The sequence below is a fragment of the Enterococcus sp. B2E4 genome (assembly GCF_030499455.1).
GTDB lineage: Bacteria > Bacillota > Bacilli > Lactobacillales > Enterococcaceae > Enterococcus_D > Enterococcus_D casseliflavus.
Genome location: NZ_JAUKPK010000032.1, coordinates 1 through 21,627, shown reverse-complemented (window position 1 = coordinate 21,627; position 21,627 = coordinate 1). Strand labels below are relative to the sequence as shown.

The 21,627-nt window shown below is 43.0% G+C and carries 14 protein-coding genes; 3 read left to right on the top strand and 11 right to left on the bottom strand.

From position 1 onward, the window contains the following. Positions 1-210 precede the first annotated feature (210 nt). The 4 genes from glmM to nifJ form a co-directional block, all read right to left on the bottom strand. Positions 211-1,566, bottom strand: a complete 1,356-nt coding sequence (glmM, locus tag Q1X33_RS16190) for a phosphoglucosamine mutase (RefSeq protein ID WP_005225959.1) — start codon at positions 1,564-1,566, stop codon at positions 211-213. 39 nt (positions 1,567-1,605) lie between these two features. Continuing rightward, the gene (locus tag Q1X33_RS16185) at positions 1,606-2,697 is read right to left on the bottom strand and encodes a YbbR-like domain-containing protein (protein ID WP_005225958.1); all 1,092 of its coding nucleotides are present in this window, start codon (positions 2,695-2,697) and stop codon (positions 1,606-1,608) included. Then, the gene (gene cdaA / locus Q1X33_RS16180; protein WP_005235688.1) at positions 2,694-3,575 is read right to left on the bottom strand and encodes a diadenylate cyclase CdaA; all 882 of its coding nucleotides are present in this window, start codon (positions 3,573-3,575) and stop codon (positions 2,694-2,696) included. The genes Q1X33_RS16185 and cdaA overlap by 4 nt, the downstream gene beginning before the upstream one ends. A 268-nt stretch (positions 3,576-3,843) precedes the next feature. Continuing rightward, positions 3,844-7,527 carry a pyruvate:ferredoxin (flavodoxin) oxidoreductase gene (nifJ, locus tag Q1X33_RS16175; RefSeq protein WP_301969842.1) on the bottom strand — a complete coding sequence of 1,228 codons (3,684 nt, stop codon included), beginning with the start codon at positions 7,525-7,527 and terminating at the stop codon, positions 3,844-3,846. A 227-nt stretch (positions 7,528-7,754) separates the two neighbouring features. Here nifJ and Q1X33_RS16170 point away from each other — a divergent pair, with 227 nt between their 5' ends. Further along, positions 7,755-8,270: a DsbA family protein gene (locus Q1X33_RS16170; protein WP_005225955.1), complete on the top strand. Its 516-nt coding sequence runs from the start codon at positions 7,755-7,757 to the stop codon at positions 8,268-8,270. Between the two features lie 88 nt (positions 8,271-8,358). Here the strand turns inward: Q1X33_RS16170 and whiA are convergent, their stop codons facing one another. The 7 genes from whiA to uvrB all read right to left on the bottom strand — a co-directional run bounded on the left by whiA (position 8,359) and on the right by uvrB (position 18,412). After that, positions 8,359-9,294, bottom strand: a complete 936-nt coding sequence (whiA, locus tag Q1X33_RS16165) for a DNA-binding protein WhiA (protein WP_005225954.1) — start codon at positions 9,292-9,294, stop codon at positions 8,359-8,361. 18 nt (positions 9,295-9,312) lie between these two features. Then, complete coding sequence (gene yvcK / locus Q1X33_RS16160) at positions 9,313-10,314, bottom strand: YvcK family protein (protein ID WP_010748165.1); 1,002 nt, start codon at positions 10,312-10,314, stop codon at positions 9,313-9,315. Continuing rightward, positions 10,311-11,201: an RNase adapter RapZ gene (rapZ, locus tag Q1X33_RS16155; protein WP_005225952.1), complete on the bottom strand. Its 891-nt coding sequence runs from the start codon at positions 11,199-11,201 to the stop codon at positions 10,311-10,313. The genes yvcK and rapZ overlap by 4 nt, the downstream gene beginning before the upstream one ends. A 113-nt stretch (positions 11,202-11,314) precedes the next feature. Further along, complete coding sequence (locus Q1X33_RS16150; protein ID WP_005225951.1) at positions 11,315-12,025, bottom strand: amino acid racemase; 711 nt, start codon at positions 12,023-12,025, stop codon at positions 11,315-11,317. Between the two features lie 3 nt (positions 12,026-12,028). Continuing rightward, positions 12,029-13,282, bottom strand: a complete 1,254-nt coding sequence (locus Q1X33_RS16145) for a hypothetical protein (RefSeq protein ID WP_016610145.1) — start codon at positions 13,280-13,282, stop codon at positions 12,029-12,031. Between the two features lie 308 nt (positions 13,283-13,590). After that, positions 13,591-16,407 carry an excinuclease ABC subunit UvrA gene (gene uvrA / locus Q1X33_RS16140; RefSeq protein ID WP_301969843.1) on the bottom strand — a complete coding sequence of 939 codons (2,817 nt, stop codon included), beginning with the start codon at positions 16,405-16,407 and terminating at the stop codon, positions 13,591-13,593. Positions 16,408-16,420: 13 nt separating this feature from the next. Then, positions 16,421-18,412, bottom strand: coding sequence for an excinuclease ABC subunit UvrB (gene uvrB, locus Q1X33_RS16135; protein ID WP_010748162.1), 1,992 nt, complete (start codon positions 18,410-18,412; stop codon positions 16,421-16,423). A gap of 270 nt (positions 18,413-18,682) precedes the next feature. On the opposite strand from uvrB, the gene Q1X33_RS16130 reads away from it, so the two are divergent. Next, the gene (locus Q1X33_RS16130; RefSeq protein ID WP_005225947.1) at positions 18,683-20,836 is read left to right on the top strand and encodes an amino acid ABC transporter substrate-binding protein/permease; all 2,154 of its coding nucleotides are present in this window, start codon (positions 18,683-18,685) and stop codon (positions 20,834-20,836) included. A gap of 1 nt (position 20,837) precedes the next feature. Then, complete coding sequence (locus tag Q1X33_RS16125; RefSeq protein ID WP_005225946.1) at positions 20,838-21,575, top strand: amino acid ABC transporter ATP-binding protein; 738 nt, start codon at positions 20,838-20,840, stop codon at positions 21,573-21,575. The last annotated feature ends 52 nt before the right edge of the window (positions 21,576-21,627 follow it).

Here is a 21,627-nt window from a genome sequence, read left to right as displayed (position 1 = left end):
TGAAGAATCAATTCTGATTCATCAGTCCCATAAATTATAGAGCCCTTTTAAAAGCAACTATCCTTCGCAAGGCTTGCCCACTGCGTCTCTTCTGTTAAACGTTGCCGACAAATTCGTTGACAAGTTTCTCTAGTTCGCAAGTTGGCTTCTTGCTGGTAAGTAGACAAAAAAGACGACCAAAGGATATCTTTGATCGTCTTACTTCTTTATTTATTCCGCACCGATTTCTTCTCGAACGACCGCTGCGATTTTTTCTACATAGTAATCGACTTTTTCAATGGTTGGCGCTTCTGCCATCACCCGAAGCAATGGTTCTGTTCCTGAAGGACGAACCAAGATACGGCCTTCGCCGTTCATTTCTGCTTCTGTCTCTTCCACGATTTTACGGATAGCCGGAACATCCATCGCGCCATTTTTATCTGTCACTCGAATGTTGACAAGTTTTTGTGGATAGATCGTTACCTCTCCTGCTAATTCCGACAGTTTCTTGCCCGTTTGTTTCATGATATTCAATAGTTGAATTCCTGATAGCAAACCGTCACCTGTCGTATTGAAATCCAAGAAAATCATGTGACCTGATTGCTCGCCACCAAAATTATAATCGTTTTTACGCATTTCTTCGACGACATAACGGTCACCGACTTGTGTGATGACATCTTTCAGTCCAATTGCTTCCACTGCTTTATGGAACCCTAAATTGCTCATGACTGTTGTCACGATCGTTCCTTGGTTCAAGCGCTTTTGCTCCGCTAAATATTTCGCACAGATATACATGATTTTATCGCCATCAACGATGTTTCCTAGTTCATCAACTGCGATGACCCGATCACCATCTCCATCAAACGCAAGACCAGCATCCGCCCCTTTTTCAACGACAAATTCGGCTAACGCTTCAGGGTGAGTCGATCCCACACCATCATTAATGTTCAACCCGTCTGGAGACGTCCCCATTGTGAAGAATTCTGTTTCTAGATCGGCAAACAAACGATTGACACTTGTTGCTGTTGCACCATTTGCAGCATCAACACATACCGTGATCCCTTCCAAATCATCAGGAATCGTTTGACGTAGAAATTGAGAGTATTTCAACAACCCTTCTGGAAACTCATCCACCGTTCCTAAGCCATCGGCAGAAGGACGTGGAAGTGTGTCTTCCGGTGCATCAAGTAATGCTTCAATTTCAGCTTCTTGTTCATCGACTAATTTAAAGCCATCATTCCCGAAAAACTTGATGCCATTGTCTTGTGCAGGATTGTGAGAGGCAGAGATCATTACACCTGCACTCGCTTTTTGCACTTTCGTCAAGTATGCAACACCCGGTGTAGAAATAACACCCAATTGAAATACCTCGATTCCGACAGATAATAGTCCAGCGATCAATGCATTTTCTAGCATCTGTCCAGAAATCCGTGTGTCCCGTCCCACCAAAACACGGGGACGGCGGTCACCAGTTTCATGCTGACTTAATACATAGCCGCCGTAACGACCTAATTTAAATGCTAATTCAGGTGTCAACTCCTTATTTGCTTCTCCTCTAACACCATCAGTACCAAAATATTTTCCCATTTTAATAACCTCTCTTATTCATTCTCTACAGTCAAACGACTAAGAACTGCTTGTCGTCGTGCTGCTTGCGGAATTCTCTGTTTGTTCTTGCGTCGTGTCGACTGTCGAAGAATTGGCTTGAGAATTCGCACTGTTCGTTGCTTCATCGCCATCATTGTTTGATTGATTCTCAGTAGTTGTTTCTGCAACCGGAGTGATTTGGATAGTCACTACTGTTGGATTGATCGTTGTTCCCTCTGGTACTGGAATCGTTACTGTCCGTTCGGTCGTGGTTGTGATCTCACTAACATCCACTGGGACACCGATCTGCTGGGTCTCATCCAAAATACTTTGTGGTCCTGTTAGCACCGCACTGATACTACTCATCCGGTAGATGTAATGAGAGATCCCATCTGGTGTTGTCCCTTGTTGAGTGACAAACAATTCAATTTCTTTGCTTGGTGCTTCCATCATCAATGCCACATCGACCGAATCTGGCTCAGGAATGATCGCTAAAGGATTGTTTTCACTATCCCAAGCCTCGATCGTTCCATCCACCGTGATCGAATCGCCAGTAATATCATCTGGATTCACGATCGCTACCACTCGGTCGATTTCTGCCAGTGTCTTGTCGCCAGTAGTGATCTCTACTTCTTGCGGTTCAACACTCATTGAATCAACGCCGTAACCACTCGTTGCTCCATCAGTCGAGATGACTGGCTCAACGGTAAACGTTTGGGTGACTTTTTTCTCAATCGTCACAGTGACGGTTTTGGGTTCGATTTCGGCTGTCACACTTGAGCTAAGATTTTTCACTTCTAAAGGGACCTCATGGGTTCCTTCATCGAGTCCAGTCAAATCAGCAACTACTCGAAAGCTCCGCGTTTCCTCGCTACGTTCAGCATTCAATTGCACCCGATTTCGACTAGACAAAGTCACGTCTACTGTTGTTTCAAATCCTTGGATAAAGTATTCATCTGTGTCATAGGTGGTCTGAATCGGTACATTATCGATCTCTTCCTCATAAGGATTTGAAGTTCCTGCAAGGTTGACTTGCAGGCTTGATCCGCTGGCGATGAAAAACAGAACCAGACTAAAGAACAGCGCTAGTATACCATAAAATACGTTTTGACGACGTTCTTTCTTGATCATTTTCTTCCTCCTTTGTTGACCCCTTCAAAGAAAGATTGCAGCAAGTTGCGTTTACCAGGCTTTTCTTCTGGCACTAATTCGCGATTCAACACGTCGAGATACTCTTGTCGCGAAAGCTCAGTAAGCATCCGATTATTCAGGGTAATACTGACGTCTCCCGTCTCCTCTGAGACGATAATGGTCAACGCATCACTAACTTCTGAAATCCCGACAGCCGCTCGATGGCGCGTCCCAAATTCTTTGGGAATCAACGGACTTTCTGACAGTGGTAAGTAGGCACTAGCAACAGCGATCTTATCATCTCTTAAGATGACTGCACCATCGTGTAGCGGTGTATTGGGAATAAAAATATTGATCAGTAATTCGCCCGTCACGTCCGCATCTAAAGGAATCCCCGTTTCAATATATTCTTCTAACCCCGTCGTCCGTTCGATCGTGATCAATGCACCGATTTTTCGTTTTGCCATATATTGAACAGCTTTGTCCAACGCTTGGACCAACACTTCATCCCGTCGTTTTTCATTCTTAGAAGTCTTGAAGAAAGAGCTACGGCCAAGATGCTCCAGCCCTCGTCGAATTTCTGGTTGGAAAATAACAATCGCGGCGATCACCCCATACGTGATGACTTGATCCATCAACCAAGATAGCGTCTTTAATCCTACGATACCTGCCAAAAACCTTAGAACAATGAATAGGCCGACGCCTTTAAACAACTGGATCGCTTTTGTTCCTCGTACAAGCTGGATCAGCTTATAAACCAAGTACCAAACAACGATCACATCTAAAACATTTACTAAAAATGACCAAGAAAATATATCAAATGAGAGCAATTCTCTCCAATAATCTAAATTAAAAAAATCCCTGAAATTTATCAACATAAACAGCCTTCCTTTATTCTTAAGACTTCAGATAATAGTATAACATAGGACCTCTTCAAAGATTTGAAAAAAAACAAATTTATGAAAAAGTTTTGAAAAAATAAACAGCTCTTTTACTTAGTTTACCATTATCCTGAAATCATTGTTTGTCAAAGGTCTTAGAAGATTACATCTAAAAGAGCTTCTTGCACTCATTTCTTAGGAAAAACAACAAATGACCCTAAAAAACGGGTCAAACCGTTTTTCAGGGTCATTCCTCAGCGAGCGATTACTCTTGCTGACGGCGCTTTGCGCGCGCTGCACGCCGTGCTGCTCTTTCAGCGAGCTGTTCTTCGCTTAACGGCTGTTTTTCTCTTCGTACACGCTCCGTTTTTACTGCCGTTGGTTGTTCTGCATCAGTACTTACCTTTTTTTCAAGCTTTGCTCGTATTTTTTCTTCTTGACCTGCTAAGCGGGCATAGTTGTAGAAACGAGTTTTCGCATCTAAAACGGTTTTTTCAAACAATGCTTGCGCCGCATTCGGATTGGCAGACTGCAAGGATGCAAATCGAACTTGTGTCTGCATAAAGGCAGGCATTTGATCAAATGCTGGCTTTTTGAAGTCGAGTGTCATTGGCTGTTTCCCTTTTTCTGCCAACAGCGGGTTATAGCGGTAGAGGCTCCAATACCCCGATGCAACTGCTTCTTGTGCTTCTTTCAAGGATTGACGCATTCCACCTGCAAGACCGTGGGTGATACATGGCGTATAGGCAATGATGATTGACGGTCCTGGGAACCGCTCGGCTTCTTCAAAGGCTTTGATCGTTTGCATTTGATTGGCACCAGATGCGATTTGTGCGACATAGACATGTCCGTAGGTCATCGCCATCATTCCTAAATCTTTTTTGGAAACAAACTTGCCACTTGCAGCGAATTTAGCAATGGCCGAAGTCGGTGTCGCTTTAGAGACTTGCCCCCCTGTATTAGAATAGACTTCATTATCTAACACGAGAATATTGACGTCTGCACCAGAAGCGAGAACATGATCGATACCGCCAAACCCAATATCATATGCCCAGCCGTCACCGCCTATCATCCATTGGCTTGGCTTAACAAACAAATCTTTCTCCTGCAAGATTTTGTTCAGCTGAGGTGTTGTGGCAGCTTCAGCTTCTAAGGCGGCGATCAATTTTGCTGCTCGTTGCTGCGTCCCAGCACTTTCTTCTCGATGAAGGTCCCAATCATCAATCAAAGCCTGCAATTCTTCTGATACATTGGCTTTCAACGACTGCAGCTGGGCTGCTAATTTCTCCCGTCGGGTTTGGTTGGCTAAGAACATGCCATAGCCATATTCGGCATTGTCTTCAAACAACGAGTTTGACCAAGCTGGCCCTTGTCCTAAGTGATTGGTTGTATAAGGGGATACTGGTGAGGTTCCACCCCAAATCGAAGAGCAGCCGGTCGCATTGGCGATCATCATGCGATCACCAAACATTTGGGTCAATAGTTTCACATAGGGGGTTTCCCCACAGCCCGCACAAGCACCAGAGAACTCCAACAAAGGTTTATTGAATTGAGAGCCCAAAACAGTTCCTGGTTTTGCTGGATTTTCTTTTTGACGTAAAGTCATCGCAAAAGCCCAATTTAAAGCTTGTTCTTTTTGTTCTTCGTAAGGACGCATCGTCAAAGCTTTCCCTTTGGCGGGACATGCTTCCACACAAAGGCCGCAACCTGTACAATCTTCAACGGAAACTTGAATTCGATATTTTTGCCCATTCGCGCCACGCATCTCTCTGACGATAAAGCCTTCAGGTGCTTCGGTTAATTCATCTTCATCTGCCAAAAACGGACGGATCGCCGCATGAGGACAGACAAAGGCACACTCATTGCACATGGTACAGCGATCTGATAGCCACTCGGGCACTTCAACAGCGATGCCCCGCTTCTCAACCGCTGTTGTCCCGACAGGGATCACCCCTTCAGTCATTTGATTTCGTACGAGGGTTCCCACGCTTAGTTGGTTGCCTTCTTGACGGTTGATGGGTTCCACGATTTCCCGCACAAATTGTGTTGTAGCAGTGGATGTCCTCTTCGGCACTTCGATCGTTGCCCACTTGCTTGGAACAGGGATTTCTTGTAATAATTCGATGGTGCGATCGATGGCTGCTTGGTTCTTTTCAACGATCGCCATCGATTTGCGCCGATAACTTTTCAGCGCCTCTTCTTTTAAAATCGGCAAGATTTCCTCGGTCGGAATGATGTTTGCCAAGTAAAAGAAGGCTGTTTCCATCGCGGTATTGATCCGCCCACCTAAGCCGACTTCCATTGCCAACTGCATGGCATTGATGGTATAAAAACGGATCTCGTTTTCAGCAAGATAACGTTTCATTTTCTTCGGTAGATTTTTTAAGATTTGCTCTTGTGACCAGGTCGTATTTAATAAAAAGGTTCCGCCTTTTTTGAGTCCTTTCAGCAAATCATACGTATGCAAATACGCAGGCGTATGACACGCAACGAAATCCGCGTGTTCGATCAGATAGGTAGAACGAATGGGGGTATCCCCAAATCGCAGATGGGAAATCGTTAGGCCACCAGATTTTTTCGAATCATAATGGAAATAGCCTTGTACATATTTTTCGGTATGGTCACCGATGATTTTGATTGCTGACTTATTTGCCCCGACGGTCCCGTCAGAGCCGAATCCCCAGAATTTCGCTTGGAAGGTGGATGGATCAGTTAGATCTAGCGTGCCCTTTGATGGCAACGACAATTGCGTCACATCATCCGTGATCCCAATGGTGAAGCGTTTCTTTTGGCTCGCTTTTGGCTTGAGCAATTCGTCATAAACGGCAACGATTTGATCAGGTGTCACATCTTTTGACCCAAGACCATAGCGTCCACCAATGATCGTCGGCCGAATCGCTGCATCATACATGGCACTTTGCACATCCAAAAGCAAAGACTCGCCATTGGCACCAGGTTCTTTGCTGCGATCCAATACAGCGATACTTTTAACGGTAGCAGGCAGTTTTTCTAAGAAGACTTCTAGTGGGAATGGTCGATACAAATGGATCGACAGGACCCCCACCTTGCGGCCTGAAGCGCATAAATGAGCCACCGTTTGCTGGATCGTTTGCGTTGAGGACCCCATCGAAACGATCACTTCTTCGGCGTCCGAAGCACCATAATAATCCACTAAATCATAGTTGGTTCCTCTTAAAGCATTGATTTTTTTCATGTAAAAACGAACGATCTCAGGCAATGTTTGATAATGCTGATTGATCGTTTCCCGCTGTTGAAAATGGATATCAGGATTTTGATTCGTTCCACTCGTCGTCGGGTGATTCGGGTTCATGGCTTGTTGTCGAAAGGCAGTCAATTTTTCATGATTGACCAACTGTGCCAATTCCTCATAATCTAAGACCTCTATTTTTTGAATCTCATGACTGGTTCGAAACCCATCAAAAAAATTTAAAAATGGGATATTGGCTTCGATAGCTGCTAAATGAGCGACTGGCGCTAAATCCATTACTTCTTGGACACTGCTTTCCGCTAAAATAGCAAAGCCTGTTTGTCGGGTGGCCATTACATCGGTATGATCTCCAAAAATATTCAAAGCATTGGTGGTCACTGCTCGGCTGGCGACATGAAAGACGCCTGGCAGCATTTCCCCAGCAATCTTGTACATATTTGGTACCATTAATAAAAGTCCCTGGGATGCCGTATAGGTCGTCGTTAAGGCGCCCGTTTTTAATGAGCCGTGAACCACACCGGCCGCCCCTGCTTCAGATTGCATTTCAACCACTTTCACCGGCTGGCCAAAAAGATTATGCTTTCCTTGAGCAGACCACTGATCCACTAATTCAGCCATGGTTGAACTAGGGGTTATCGGATAGATCGCCGCAAGTTCCGTAAAGGCATAGGAAATATAGGCTGCTGCCGTATTGCCATCCATTGTTTTTCTTTTTCTCATCTATATAACTTCCTTTAATCATCATTTTGCACAATAAAACACAATTCATTATAGCTGAAAATCAAGGAATATAAAAGCACAGTCAGGGGATTTTTCTTAATTTCGTGAAACGAAATACATAGTATTCAGCTCATTCTCCTCCTCTTTTCACAGACTTAAATCAAAAGACCTGAGGCTTTTCTTTCAGTAGAAACTTCGGTAAACTAAAAGAAAAAGGAGGAATCTTAATGGATATTTCAATCATCAAAGCACAGGAAACAAATGCGGTAACAGGGATACATATCGGAGACCCTTCCGCTAAACCGATCGTCGAATTTATGAATTTGCGCTGTCCTTATTGTCGGCAATGGTTTGAAGAATCGTTACCGATCTTAAGTGAAGCTGTCGCAGCTGGGAAACTACGCCGTGTCATCAAATTATTCGACAAAGAAAAAGAATCATTGCAACGCGGCAATGTGATGCACCGCTTTGTTTCCAGTACAGATCCTCAGGCAACGATCGCTGAGATCACAAAAATTTATCAAACACAAGACGAATGGGGGCATTTATCTTTACCTGAAGTGGCAGAATATGCGAAAAATACCTTAGGGCTATCTGAACAAAACCATCCTGCGATCGCAGGAGAAATTGTGGAAGAAGCGAAAAACGCCAACATTCAATTTGTGCCAACGATTATCTTAGATGGGCACATTTTTGATGAATCGATCTCTGCTGAGGAATTAACTGCATTGATCAATGAATAACCTCTAACAAAAAAACAGGAGCTGATTTGACACTAAAATCCATGTCAAATGCAAGCTCCTGCTTTTTTGATTTCATTCACTACTTAGATTAACTGACTTGTTCACGCAAATGATCGGCAAATTCATTGATTTTACGAATGCGATGATTGATTCCTGATTTCGAGATCGCTCCTGATGGAATCATTTCTCCTAGCTCTTTCAAGCTGACCTCGGGATGTTCCAAACGTAATTCGGCGATTTCTTGCAGCTTTTCAGGTAAAGCTTGCAAGCCAACTCGATCTTGAATAAATTCGATATTGTCGATCTGCTTCGAAGCAGCGTCGATCGTTTTGTTCATATTGGCGGTTTCGCAATTCACCAAACGGTTGACTGAGTTACGCATATCACGCACGATCCGCACGTCCTCGAATTTCAGCATGGAATTGGTGGCACCGATCAGTGTCAAAAAATCAGCGATTTTCTCAGCGCCTTTCAAGTAAGAGATATACCCATTTCTGCGTTCTAATGCACGGGCATTCAATCCATATGCGTTTAGCATATCGCAAATATCTTGGTTATGCTCCTCGTAGATGGAATAGATCTCTAAATGATAGCGGCTGGTTTCTGGATTGTTGATGGACCCAGATGCCATGAAAGCGCCTCGTAAATAGGAACGCATTTTTTGAGTATTGCCCATGATCTCATCAGAAACATGGCTTTGAAACATCAGCCCGTCCATGATATCTAAGTCCAAAAGCACGCGCTGTGTATCTTGCTTCAAACGAACGATGTAAACGTTGTTCTTTTTTAATTTCATTTTACGACGGACCAGCAATTCGCTGCGCACGTCGTAATGATCTTTTAGTAACGAATAGATGCGTCTGGCAATCGCCGCGTTTTCTGTTTGAACGTTTAAAACAAATTGTTGGTTATTGATACTCAATGACCCATTCATCCGAATCAAAGCGGCCAATTCTGCCTTGGCATGTTCGCGATGAACTTCTAATGCGGTCAATTCTTTTTTTACTTCTGCTGCAAAGGACATAAAAAAATCCCTCCTTTCTTAGATTTTGGCCCCGTAAACGATACGTAGAAGTTCTTCAATCACTTTATCTCCGTCATGAAAAACTCCGCCATCTCTAAGCTCCAGAAAGTCAGCTGAAATGACACGGCTGGCTTCTTCTCGCAGTCCTTGGAAATCGTGTTTCACTTGTACAAGATATTCATCATAAATCTCTGGGTCCATATACCCTTCTGGAACTTTCTCGGTGTTGACTAACACCGTATCAATAAAGGGTTTGCCTAAATGCTTATGCAGGACCCGCACATGGTCGGCATCACTAAAGTGTTCAGTTTCACCTTTTTGGGTCATGATATTACAAATATAAACCGTTTCAGCTTGTGTTTCCAACATTGCTTGGCCGATCTCGCTAATCATGAGATTGGGCAAAATACTAGTAAAGAGACTACCAGGACCCAAGACGATCATATCTGCCTCCATAATTGAAGAAACAACTTTACGAGCTGCTTTCGGCTCATCATTATTTTCTTGATTACGAACAAAGACCCGATCGATCGTTTTGCGATCAACCGCGATCTTGGACTCTCCTACCGCTTCGGTGCCGTCTTTAAAAACAGCGTGTAACACCAATGGCAGATCTGACGAAGGATAAACTCGTCCATCGATATGCATGATTTTTGACAAAATTTGAATGGCTTCATAGGTACTGCTGCGCATTTCAGCAATCGCCGCAATAATCAAGTTCCCCAGGGCATGATTGGCTAAAAATTTGTCTTCGGCTTTAAAACGGTATTGAAAAATATCATTATACAGTTGCGGCATATCAGATAGAGCCGCCAAAACATTGCGCAGATCCCCTGGTGGCGAGATAGAGGAAACCAAATTGCGAATCTCGCCGCTGCTACCGCCATCATCAGCGACCGTAACGATCGCTGTGATGTCGACACCCTGATTCCGCAAGCTCTTCAGGATGACTGGTAACCCAGTTCCGCCACCTACCACAACGATCTTCGGCTTTCTGATCCGGTACGTTTTCATTTTCATGAACGATTCACCGTCTCTTTACGCTTATCTTTGTCGCGATGAGTAATATTGACGCGATAGTCTTCTGCCAAAACCGCACCGATGCGCTCAGATAATGCAACGGAACGGTGTTGGCCCCCAGTACAGCCGATAGCCACCGTCAAGCTGCTTTTGCCTTCCTTGACATAGCCTGGCATGATCGTTTGCAACAGTGTACTAAATTGCTGATAGAATTCTTCCGTTTCTGGAAAAGACATGACGTACTCATACACGGGTTCATCTTTACCCGTTAAAGGACGCAACTCTGGAATGTAATGGGGATTCGGTAAGAAACGAACATCCATCACAATATCAGCATCGATCGGCAAGCCATACTTGAAGCCAAACGAAAGTATTTCAATACGAAACCCTGTTTCATGAGAAGCACGAAATTCTTGATTGATTTTTTCTCTCAGTTGCCGTGGGGTCAGGGTCGTTGTGTCGATAACAATACTGGCACGCGTCTTCAAATCGTTTAAGATCGCTCGCTCTTTGCGAATCCCTTCCGTAACTAAGCCATCCATCGCTAATGGATGTGCTCTTCTCGTTTCTTTGTATCTTGACACCAATTCATTGTCCGATGCATCTAAAAAGAGCATCCGTGTGTCGATAAAATTCGTGTTTTCAATATCGATCAGCATACTTTGGATTTCTTCAAAAAACGATCTTGAACGCAGATCGACAACTAAGGCAATTTTTGTCACTTTTCCTGATTCTTTGATCAGTTCCCAAAATTTAGGGATCAAGCTTGGGGGCATATTATCGATACAAAAGTACCCCATATCTTCAAAACTCTGGATCGCGACCGTTTTGCCGGCTCCGCTCATCCCAGTGATAATGACCAATTCTAAATGATCCACTTCAGTCATAGGTAAAACTCCTTTCTGAAACAACTCTATTATATCATGCCGGGCGTATCATTGGAACACTGGCATAAAAAAAGACGTTAGCTCAAAAAATGCCGCTAACGTCGCTATCAGCTTTAGATTGCTTGGCGATTTGCCAATGCTTTTTCGATCGTCCGATCAACTAAAATCGATTGGGCATCGACGACTGGATATGGATTATCAGTCACAAATTCATCCATCAAGGACAACTCGGTACATCCAAGCACTACGCTTTCACAGCCGATACGTTCGGTGACTTCTTCCAGTATCTCAAAGTAAAGTTCTTGATCCAAATGATCATTTTCTTTGATTCGATCATAGATCAATGTATTGACCTTTTTTTGGATCGTCGGCTCTGGAAGATAGACGTCAAGTCCGAACTTCCGCAATTCTTTCTCATAGATGCCAGCTTTGACACTGCCTTCTGTCCCAAGAAAGGCCACTTTTCCAGTGACGCCTTTTTCAAAAACGACTTTCGCAGCCTCACGAGGCATATGCAAAATCTCGATCTCAGTGGCAGCTTGCAGCTCATCAAAAAAATAATGGGCGGTATTACAAGTCAACACAATAAAATTTGGCTTTAACAAATTTTGTTTTTCGATGTCGTCCATTAAATATGGAACAGGGTTTTCTAACGTGTTGTCTAAAATATATGCTGTCCGATCTGGGACTGTCGCATGATTGAATAAAACATAGTTCAAGTAATCTTGGTCTTTATGGGTCTGTGTCCGTCGGTTTAAAATGCGGACAAAACTTTCCGTCGCTAACGTTCCCATGCCGCCTAAAATACTAAAAAAATTCTCCATCTTCTAGCCTTCTTTCGTATGGAAATACGTTTTGAATCGTTTGTTGTACAGATGGAACATTCTCTTTAATAGAATCCAGCGCTTTAGAGATAAGTCTTCTTTGTAAAAGACAGTCGTTCCCCAGCGATTTTCTGCTAATAATTTTTTTGCTCGTTCTTTCGCAGGATTTTCTTTTGCATAAGTCAAGAAAATATTTTTTGGTACCCCTAGCCATAATTTCGCTTCAGGCGCATCAGCTTTGCCATAAACCGTTTCTGTGTATGGTTTTTCGAAGACTAAATCCTCTGTGATGAACTTCGCCAGATTCAATCCGCTTAAGGTAATAAAGAAACTGCTTCTTCCTTGACGCAAGTTGATTTCAAATAATTTATATTGCCCGTCTCGCGCATCATATTTCAAATCAAAATTGGCAAATCCAACATATTCGATCTCTTTTAAAAACTTACGGATCATTTGATAGATTTGATCATTTTCATCTGGAATGATCACGACATAATTCCCAACAGCTCCAGGCGTTGGATCCTCTAATAAAGGATGACCTAAACCCATCACGCGAACTTCGTGATTCTCATCAACATAGGCATTTAAGACCCGCATGTTGCTGTCATCGCCAGGAATAAAATCTTGGACGATCATTTCATATTGATAACCCGCTTGATAAATGCGAGAAACGATTTCTTCAAATTCTGTTCGATTGTCAATAATGAAGGCTTTTTTGCGCCCTTCAAAATCAACTGACAGCCACGCGACACTATTTGCTGGTTTCAAAGCCACAGGAAAATCAAAAGGCAGCTCTCCTTTGAACGTTCCTTCCGTCAACAGTTCAGGTGTTAAAATGAAGGTCTTAGGATAAGGCAAGCCATATTCCTCGCAAACTTCGTAAAAACTGACTTTATTGATCAACCGTTTTAATAGGGAATAGTCATTGGCAATAAAGGTATAATAAGGCTTCAATTCTTCTTTATGCTTCGCTAACAGTTCTGCATAGCCATCGCCGCAAGGAATCAATAAATATTTCATGGCAGGATCGTTGTAAGTATTTTTTCCTAACTTGATCAACGTCTCAGTGAATCCTGGATCATGGTCAAAACCTTCCACTTGATTGATTGTAACAATTTTACTAAAGCGGGTTGGCGCAAGTTCCGCACCAGCATAAGCAACTGATTGAATGCCATATGCTTCGTGGAATGCTCTGGCCATACCATAAACATTCATATCGCTTCCTAATAATATGGGAAGAAAATTTTCCTGACTCATCAAAAATCACTCTCTCTTTTGAATACGAAAAACGACCTCTCTCGTTTCGTTTAATTACAATAGAATTATAATACCACAAAGAAAAAAGCAATCAAAGTATCTATCTTTGATTGCTTTCTCCCACTTTGAACGGATAGAACTTATAGGCAGTTTATTCAATGCGAATATACGTATACCTATTGCTATTCTATCAAATAAAATTTTGATTTCAAGCCCTTATCATGAAATTTGCAGATATTTCACGCTTCCTTAAACTTTAGCGAAACCTATTGACAGACAAGTAAAAAAGTGAGTGCTCTTTTCCTTGCTTAAAGGACTTTTTTCAAATAATGACCGGTGTAGCTTTCAGAAACCGCAGCAATTTCTTCTGGTGTACCAGTTGCAATGATCGTTCCACCGCCTTCGCCACCTTCTGGACCTAGATCAATCACATGGTCCGCTGATTTGATGACATCCAAGTTGTGTTCGATCACTAAAACGGTATTGCCAGCGTCGACAAATCGTTCCAAAACTTTCAACAAACGGGCAATATCATCCGTATGCAGACCAGTCGTTGGTTCATCTAAGATATAAAAACTCTTGCCATTGGAATTTTTGTGCAGTTCACTGGCAAGCTTCATCCGTTGCGCTTCCCCACCAGACAAAGTAGTCGCTGGTTGTCCCATCGTGACATAACCTAGACCGACATCGACGATCGTTTGCAATTTTCGATGGATTTTAGGAATATGTTGGAAAAATTCCACTGCATCTTCCACGGTCATATCTAAGATTTCCGAAATATTTTTTCCTTTGTAATGAACTTCTAACGTTTCTGAGTTATAACGTTTGCCATGACAAACCTCACAAGGTACGTAGACATCAGGTAAGAAGTGCATCTCGATCTTGATGATTCCGTCCCCTTTACATGCTTCACAGCGTCCACCTTTTACATTAAAACTAAAGCGGCCTTTTTTGTAACCACGGACTTTCGCCTCATTGGTTTTAGCAAATAAATCGCGAATGTCATCAAAGACACTGGTATACGTTGCTGGATTGCTTCGAGGCGTCCGACCGATAGGGCTTTGATCGATATCGATCAATTTCTCAATCGCTTCATAACCAGTAATGGTTTTAAAGCGACCAGGCTTGTTCGAATTCCGATTGATTTTTTGCGCCAAGGCTTTTTTCAAAATTTCGTTGACTAATGTCGATTTACCAGAGCCAGAGACCCCAGTAACGGCGACGAACTTTCCTAATGGAAAATCGACCGAAATGTTTTTCAAGTTATTCTCAGAAGCACCGGTCACACGAATCTTTTCACCATTGCCTTTGCGGCGTTCCGTTGGTGTCGGGATTTGTCGTTTTCCTGATAAGTACTGACCTGTTAAGGAAGACGCATTGGCTGCGACTTCATCAGGAGTGCCTGCAGTGACGATCTCGCCACCTGCGTGTCCTGCACCTGGACCGACATCGATCAAGTAGTCCGCTGCCCGCATCGTGTCTTCGTCATGCTCAACGACGATCAGGGTATTCCCAAGATCACGCATTTTCCGCAATGAATCTAGTAAGCGATCGTTATCCCGTTGGTGAAGACCGATCGATGGCTCATCAAGAATGTAAAGCACCCCAGACAAATTGGAGCCGATTTGTGTTGCCAAACGAATCCGTTGCGCTTCCCCACCAGAGAGTGTGCCTGATGCACGACTCAGGGTCAAATAGTCCAATCCGACATTTTTCAAGAAGCTTAAACGATCATCGACTTCTTTCACGATCGGACGTGCGATCATTTGCTCTTGTTCCGATAGTTTCAATTCTTCGACAAAGTTCAACGCATTGTTGATTGCCATCTCGCTCATTTCACCAATGTGTTTTCCGTTGACTTGCACGCACAGCGCTTGAGGGTTCAAACGATAGCCATGACAAGTTTTACAAGTCAATTCCGTCATATACAAACGCATTTGATCACGGGTGAAATCAGAGTTAGTTTCATGATAACGGCGTTTAATATTTGGTAAGATTCCTTCAAAAGCTACCTCAACATCACGCACGCCACCGAAATCATTCTCATAATGGAAATGGAAAATTTCGCCATTCGAACCATTCAAAATAATGTCTTTGTGTTCTTCTGGCAGCTCTTCAAAGGGTGTGTCCATATCGATATTGAACTCTTGACAGGCTTGTTCCAGCATTTGCGGATAGTACTGTGAACTGATTGGGTTCCAAGGTAATAGTGCGCCTTCACGCAACGTTTTGCTTTGATCGGGAATCACTAGGTCGACATCGACTTCTAGCTTCACACCAAGACCATCACAGTCTGGACAAGCACCAAAAGGCGCATTGAATGAAAAGAGCCGCGGTTCTAATTCACCAACTGTAAAGCCACAATACGGACAAGAATAATGTTCACTGAAAAGCATCTCTTCTTGACCAATCACATCGACTACCGCATAGCCATCAGCTAAACGTAATGCCGCTTCAAAGGAATCAAACAGACGAGAACGGATGCCTTCCTTTACAACGATTCGGTCAATGATGATGGCAATATCATGCTTTTTATTTTTTTCTAATTCAGGCGCTTCGGAGACATCATAGACTTCGCCATCCACCCGCATCCGAACATAACCTTCTCTTTGGATACGTTCGAAGACTTTTTTGTGCTGCCCTTTCTTTTGATAAACGATAGGTGCCAACAATTGGATCTTAGTGCGTTCTGGTAATGCCAAAACTTCATCCACCATCTGCTCAACCGACTGACTAGTAATCTCAATATGATCATTGGGACAGATTGGGTGACCGATTCTGGCGTAAAGAAGCCGCAGATAATCATTGATTTCAGTAACCGTCCCCACTGTTGATCGCGGGTTCTTGCTGGTGGTTTTTTGATCGATAGAAATCGCTGGACTAAGTCCATCAATGCTATCTACGTCGGGTTTATCCATTTGCCCTAAAAACTGACGGGCATACGCCGATAGACTTTCGACATATCGGCGCTGTCCTTCGGCATACAACGTATCAAATGCTAAGGAGCTTTTCCCTGAACCCGAAAGACCAGTTACAACAACGAGCTGGTCTCTGGGAATCGTCACATCGATATTTTTTAAATTATGGGCCCGTGCCCCATGGATCACGATTTTATCATTTGCCATATTGTTTCTCCTTCTAATCAGCAGCTTTTAGCTCAAGAATAGTATCTCTCAAGGTGGCAGCCGTTTCAAAATCCAGTGCTTTCGCAGCATCTTTCATTTCTTTTTCTAATTTCAACAACAAGGTTGCTTTTTCTTCACGACTCAGCTCTTCATAAGAAGTCGTGGTGTATTCGCCAGTTTCTTCCGCCACTTTCGTGATTGCGATCAGATCGCGAATCTCTTTGATGATGGTTTTCGGTACGATTCCATGTTCTTCGTTATAGGCTTCTTGAATACTTCGGCGTCGCGCTGTTTCGTCGATCGCTCGCTGCATCGAATCGGTCATTTTATCGGCGTACATGATTACTTTTCCTTCTGAGTTACGAGCTGCTCGTCCGATGGTTTGGACTAATGAACGCTCGCTGCGCAAGAAGCCTTCCTTATCGGCATCAAGGATCGCAACCAGGGAAACTTCTGGGACGTCTAACCCTTCTCGCAATAAGTTGATTCCGACCAGTACATCAAATTCACCGAGACGCAGGTCGCGAATGATCTCTGTTCGTTCCAATGTTTTGATGTCACTGTGCAGGTATTTGACTTTGATCCCTAATTCTTTAAAGTAATCCGTCAAATCTTCAGACATTTTTTTCGTCAAGGTCGTGACAAAGACCCGTTCATTTCGCTCGACTCGCTCATTGATTTCTCCTACAAGGTCGTCAATTTGACCCATAATCGGTCGTACTTCGATCACCGGATCTAACAGACCAGTCGGACGAATGATTTGTTGAATGACGGTATCGGTTTGATCGTATTCATATGGTCCAGGTGTTGCTGAAACATAGACGATTTGGTTGACATGCTTCTCAAATTCTTCCAAGCGTAGCGGACGGTTATCCAATGCAGAAGGCAAACGGAAACCATAATCCACTAACATTTGTTTTCTAGCACGGTCACCATTATACATCCCACGAACTTGCGGCATGGTCACGTGGGATTCATCAATAACGATCAGAAAGTCATCAGGAAAGAAATCTAATAACGTATAAGGCGGTTCACCTTCTTTTCGTCCATCCATGTGGCGAGAGTAGTTTTCGATCCCCGAGGTATACCCCATTTCTCGCATCATTTCAATATCATAGTTGGTTCGCTGCTCTAAACGCTGTGCTTCCAACAGCTTATTTTCTGCTCGCAAAACTTTCAGTCGTTCATCGAGTTCACTTTGGATCGAAGCAATCGCATGTTCCATATGGTCTTCATTGGTCACAAAGTGAGTTGCTGGAAAGATCGACACATGTTCGGTGTCACTCATGATCTCGCCCGTCAAGGCATCGACTTCACGAATCCGATCGATTTCATCGCCAAAAAACTCAATGCGTAACGCTCGCTCATCACGAGAAGCTGGGAAAATCTCCACAACATCGCCACGTACGCGAAAACGTCCCCGTTGAAAATCGATGTCGTTTCGTTCAAATTGGATCTCGATCAATTCTTTTAATAGTTGATCGCGAGACTTTTCCATCCCTACTCGTAAAGAAACAACCTGTCTGGCATACTCGATCGGCGAACCTAAACCGAAAATACAAGAGACAGAAGCCACAACGATCACATCGTTTCTCTCTAATAAAGAACTTGTGGCCGAGTGACGCAGCTTATCGATTTCATCGTTGACACTGGAGTCTTTTTCGATGTATGTATCACTGGAAGGAACATACGCTTCTGGTTGATAGTAATCATAGTAACTGACAAAGTACTCGACCGCATTATTTGGGAAAAAGTCCTTGAACTCGCCATATAATTGTCCAGCCAGTGTTTTATTATGGGCAATGATCAATGTCGGTTTATTGACTTCCTTGATTAGATTAGAAATCGTATAAGTCTTACCGGTCCCAGTGGCTCCCAACAAAATCTGTGCTTTTTTTCCACCGACCACCCCGTCAACCAATTGATGGATCGCTTCTGGTTGATCCCCAGCTGGTTGATATTTTGATACTAAGTCAAATTCATGGGAAGTTGTTCTTTCGATCATCTTCATTCCCCCTCGATTATTCTAAACGACAACAAAAAAAGAAAAACTCGCTGCCGCTTTTCCATAAATAAGTATATCATAGCGAACATACTTTCGCCATCATTTGCTATGAAAGTTTCATGCGATTAAGCATAACTTAACATGTTTGATTTTCTAACATCTGATGTGAGGTTTAAGCAATTTTGTCATATTTTTAAAGAGAAAGACTTGTGTGTTGAAGAAAAAATCCATATAATCTATAAATACGTTATATCTAAAGGGGGAATTTTCTTGAAAAGAAAACACATGTCCTTCGCTTTAATCGCGCTGATTATCAGCATTTTTACGCTATCAGTAAAGTCAGCAAGTGCGGAGGAAACTACGTATAAGATAGGAACAGATTTAACATTTGCTCCTTTCGAATTCAAGAATGAAAATAATGAATATGTAGGGATCGATATAGATTTATTAAACGCGATCGCTGAAGATCAAGGTTTTGCAGTTGATTTACGTCCACTCGGTTTTGATCCTTCCATCCAAGGTGTTTTGTCCAATCAGTTGGACGGAATGATTGCAGGAATGAGTATCACAGAAGAGCGCAAAGAGAACTTTGATTTCTCAGATCCTTATTTTGATAGTGGGATTCAAATGGCGGTAGCTGATGACAATGACAGCATTACTAGCTACGAAGATCTTGAGGGCGAAACGGTCGGTGCAAAGGTTGGTACCGAAAGTGCCCGCTTTCTAGAAGAAAATAAAGACCAATATGGCTACGACATCAAACTTTATGATGACGCTACTGGGTTGTATGGCGCTGTACGCAATGGTACTGTGGCAGCCGCTTTTGATGATTATCCAGTGCTTGGCTATGCCATCAACAACGGCGAACCGATGAAACTTGTCGGCGAACCTGAAAAAGGTGCTTCTTACGGATTCGCTGTCAGAAAAGGCCAAAATCAAGAACTACTTGAAAAATTCAATGCTGGTTTAGCCAACATGAAAGCTTCTGGCAAATACGACGAAATCGTCAATACTTACATCACAACGTCTGATTCAGATGCAGACACCAGTGAAATGGTGAAAGTCGAACCAAAGAAAGATGTTTACCGAATTGCCAGTGACTCCGCCTTCGCTCCCTTTGAATTCCAAAATGAAGACAATGAGTATGTAGGGATCGATGTTGATTTAATGAATCGGGCGGCAGAATTGCAAGGGTTCAACATTGAATTCAATTTCATCGGTTTTTCAGGAGCTTTGCAAGCCTTGGATGGTAACCAAGCAGATGGGATGATCGCTGGGATGACGATCACTGATGAGCGTCGTCAATCCTATGACTTCTCTGACTCTTACTTTGAAAGCGGCATTCAGATCGCTGTAAAAGAAGGCAATGATTCCATCAATTCCTATGAAGATCTAGAAGGAAAAACCGTTGGTGCGAAAGTGGGAACAGAAAGTGCAGACTTCTTGATCGCCAACGAAGAAAAATATGGTTATTCGATCAAATATTATGATGCGGCCGATCAATTATATGCGGCTGTTAACGGCGGACAAATCGATGCCATGATGGATGATTATCCAGTGATCGGTTATGCCATCAGCCAAGGTCAAAAACTAGTGACACCGATTGAAAAAGAATCTGGCGGTCAGTACGGTTTTGCGGTGAAAAAAGGCCAAAATCCTGAACTGATCCAAATGTTCAATGAAGCATTGAAAGAAATGAAACGGACTGGCGAGTACGATCAAATCATCAATAAATACATTGAAGATGGCTCTGCCACAGAAAAACGAGTGGATGAATCAACGATCACTGGTTTGATCAGCAACAACTATAACGTCTTATTAAAAGGTTTATGGAATACCCTTTTACTAGCATTGATTTCTTTTGCCTTAGCATTAGTGATCGGCATCATTTTTGGACTATTTAGTGTTGCTCCAATCAAAGCATTGCGGGTTTTTGCAGGGATCTATGTTGATATCATTCGTGGTATTCCTATGATGGTATTGGCTTTCTTCATCTTCTTCGGCCTTTCCGATGCCATTGGTATCACGATTCCCGACTTTGCAGCCGGGGTCATTACATTGACTTTAAATGCCAGTGCCTATATCGCTGAGATCGTCCGTGGCGGGATCAATGCGGTGCCAAAAGGTCAGATGGAAGCCTCTCGTAGTTTGGGGATGACCTACACTCGGACAATGCAGAAAATCATTTTACCGCAAGCGATCAAAATCATGATTCCATCTTTCGTTAACCAATTCGTTATCTCGTTGAAAGATACAACGATCATCTCGGTTATCGGAGTCGTAGAATTATTGCAAACTGGGAAAATCATCGTTGCTCGGACTACGCAAAGTACCTATGTTTACTTGATCATCGCGATTATTTACTTAGTCGTGATCACAGCTTTAACGAAACTTGCAAAAGTTTTAGAAAAGAAGGTGAAATAGCATGAAAGAAAAAATCTTAGTTGAAAATCTTGTAAAAAAATACGGCGACAATACCGTATTGAACAATATCAATGTTTCAATCGCTGAAGGAGAAGTCGTTTGTGTGATCGGTCCTTCAGGATCCGGGAAATCGACGTTCTTGCGCTGTTTGAACCGCTTAGAAGAACCAACCAGCGGCGATATTATCGTTGACGGCGCACATCTGATGGATAAAAACACCAATATCAATGCTGTTCGTCAACATATCGGCATGGTGTTTCAGCATTTCAATCTCTTCCCTCACTTGTCGGTTTTAGAAAATATCATTTTAGCACCGATGGATCTAAAAAATGCTTCTCGGCAAGAAGCGGAAAAGAACGCAATTCGTTTATTAGAAACGGTCGGTTTGGCAGATAAAAAAGACATGTACCCTGACAATCTGTCTGGAGGACAAAAACAACGGGTGGCGATCGCTAGAGCTTTAGCAATGAATCCCGATGTGATGTTGTTCGATGAACCAACCTCCGCACTCGATCCAGAAATGGTTGGCGATGTACTCAATGTTATGAAGGATTTGGCAAAACAAGGAATGACCATGGTGATCGTAACTCACGAGATGGGTTTTGCCAAAGAAGTAGCAAACCGTGTGATGTTTATTGACGGCGGGAACTTCTTGGAAGACGGTACACCTGAGCAAATCTTTACCAATCCTAAGCATGAGCGTACCAAAGACTTCTTAGACAAAGTATTGAATATTTAAAAAAGCCGGCTCTTTGTCAATAAGGACTGATGAGTTGTGTAAAATCAAATCT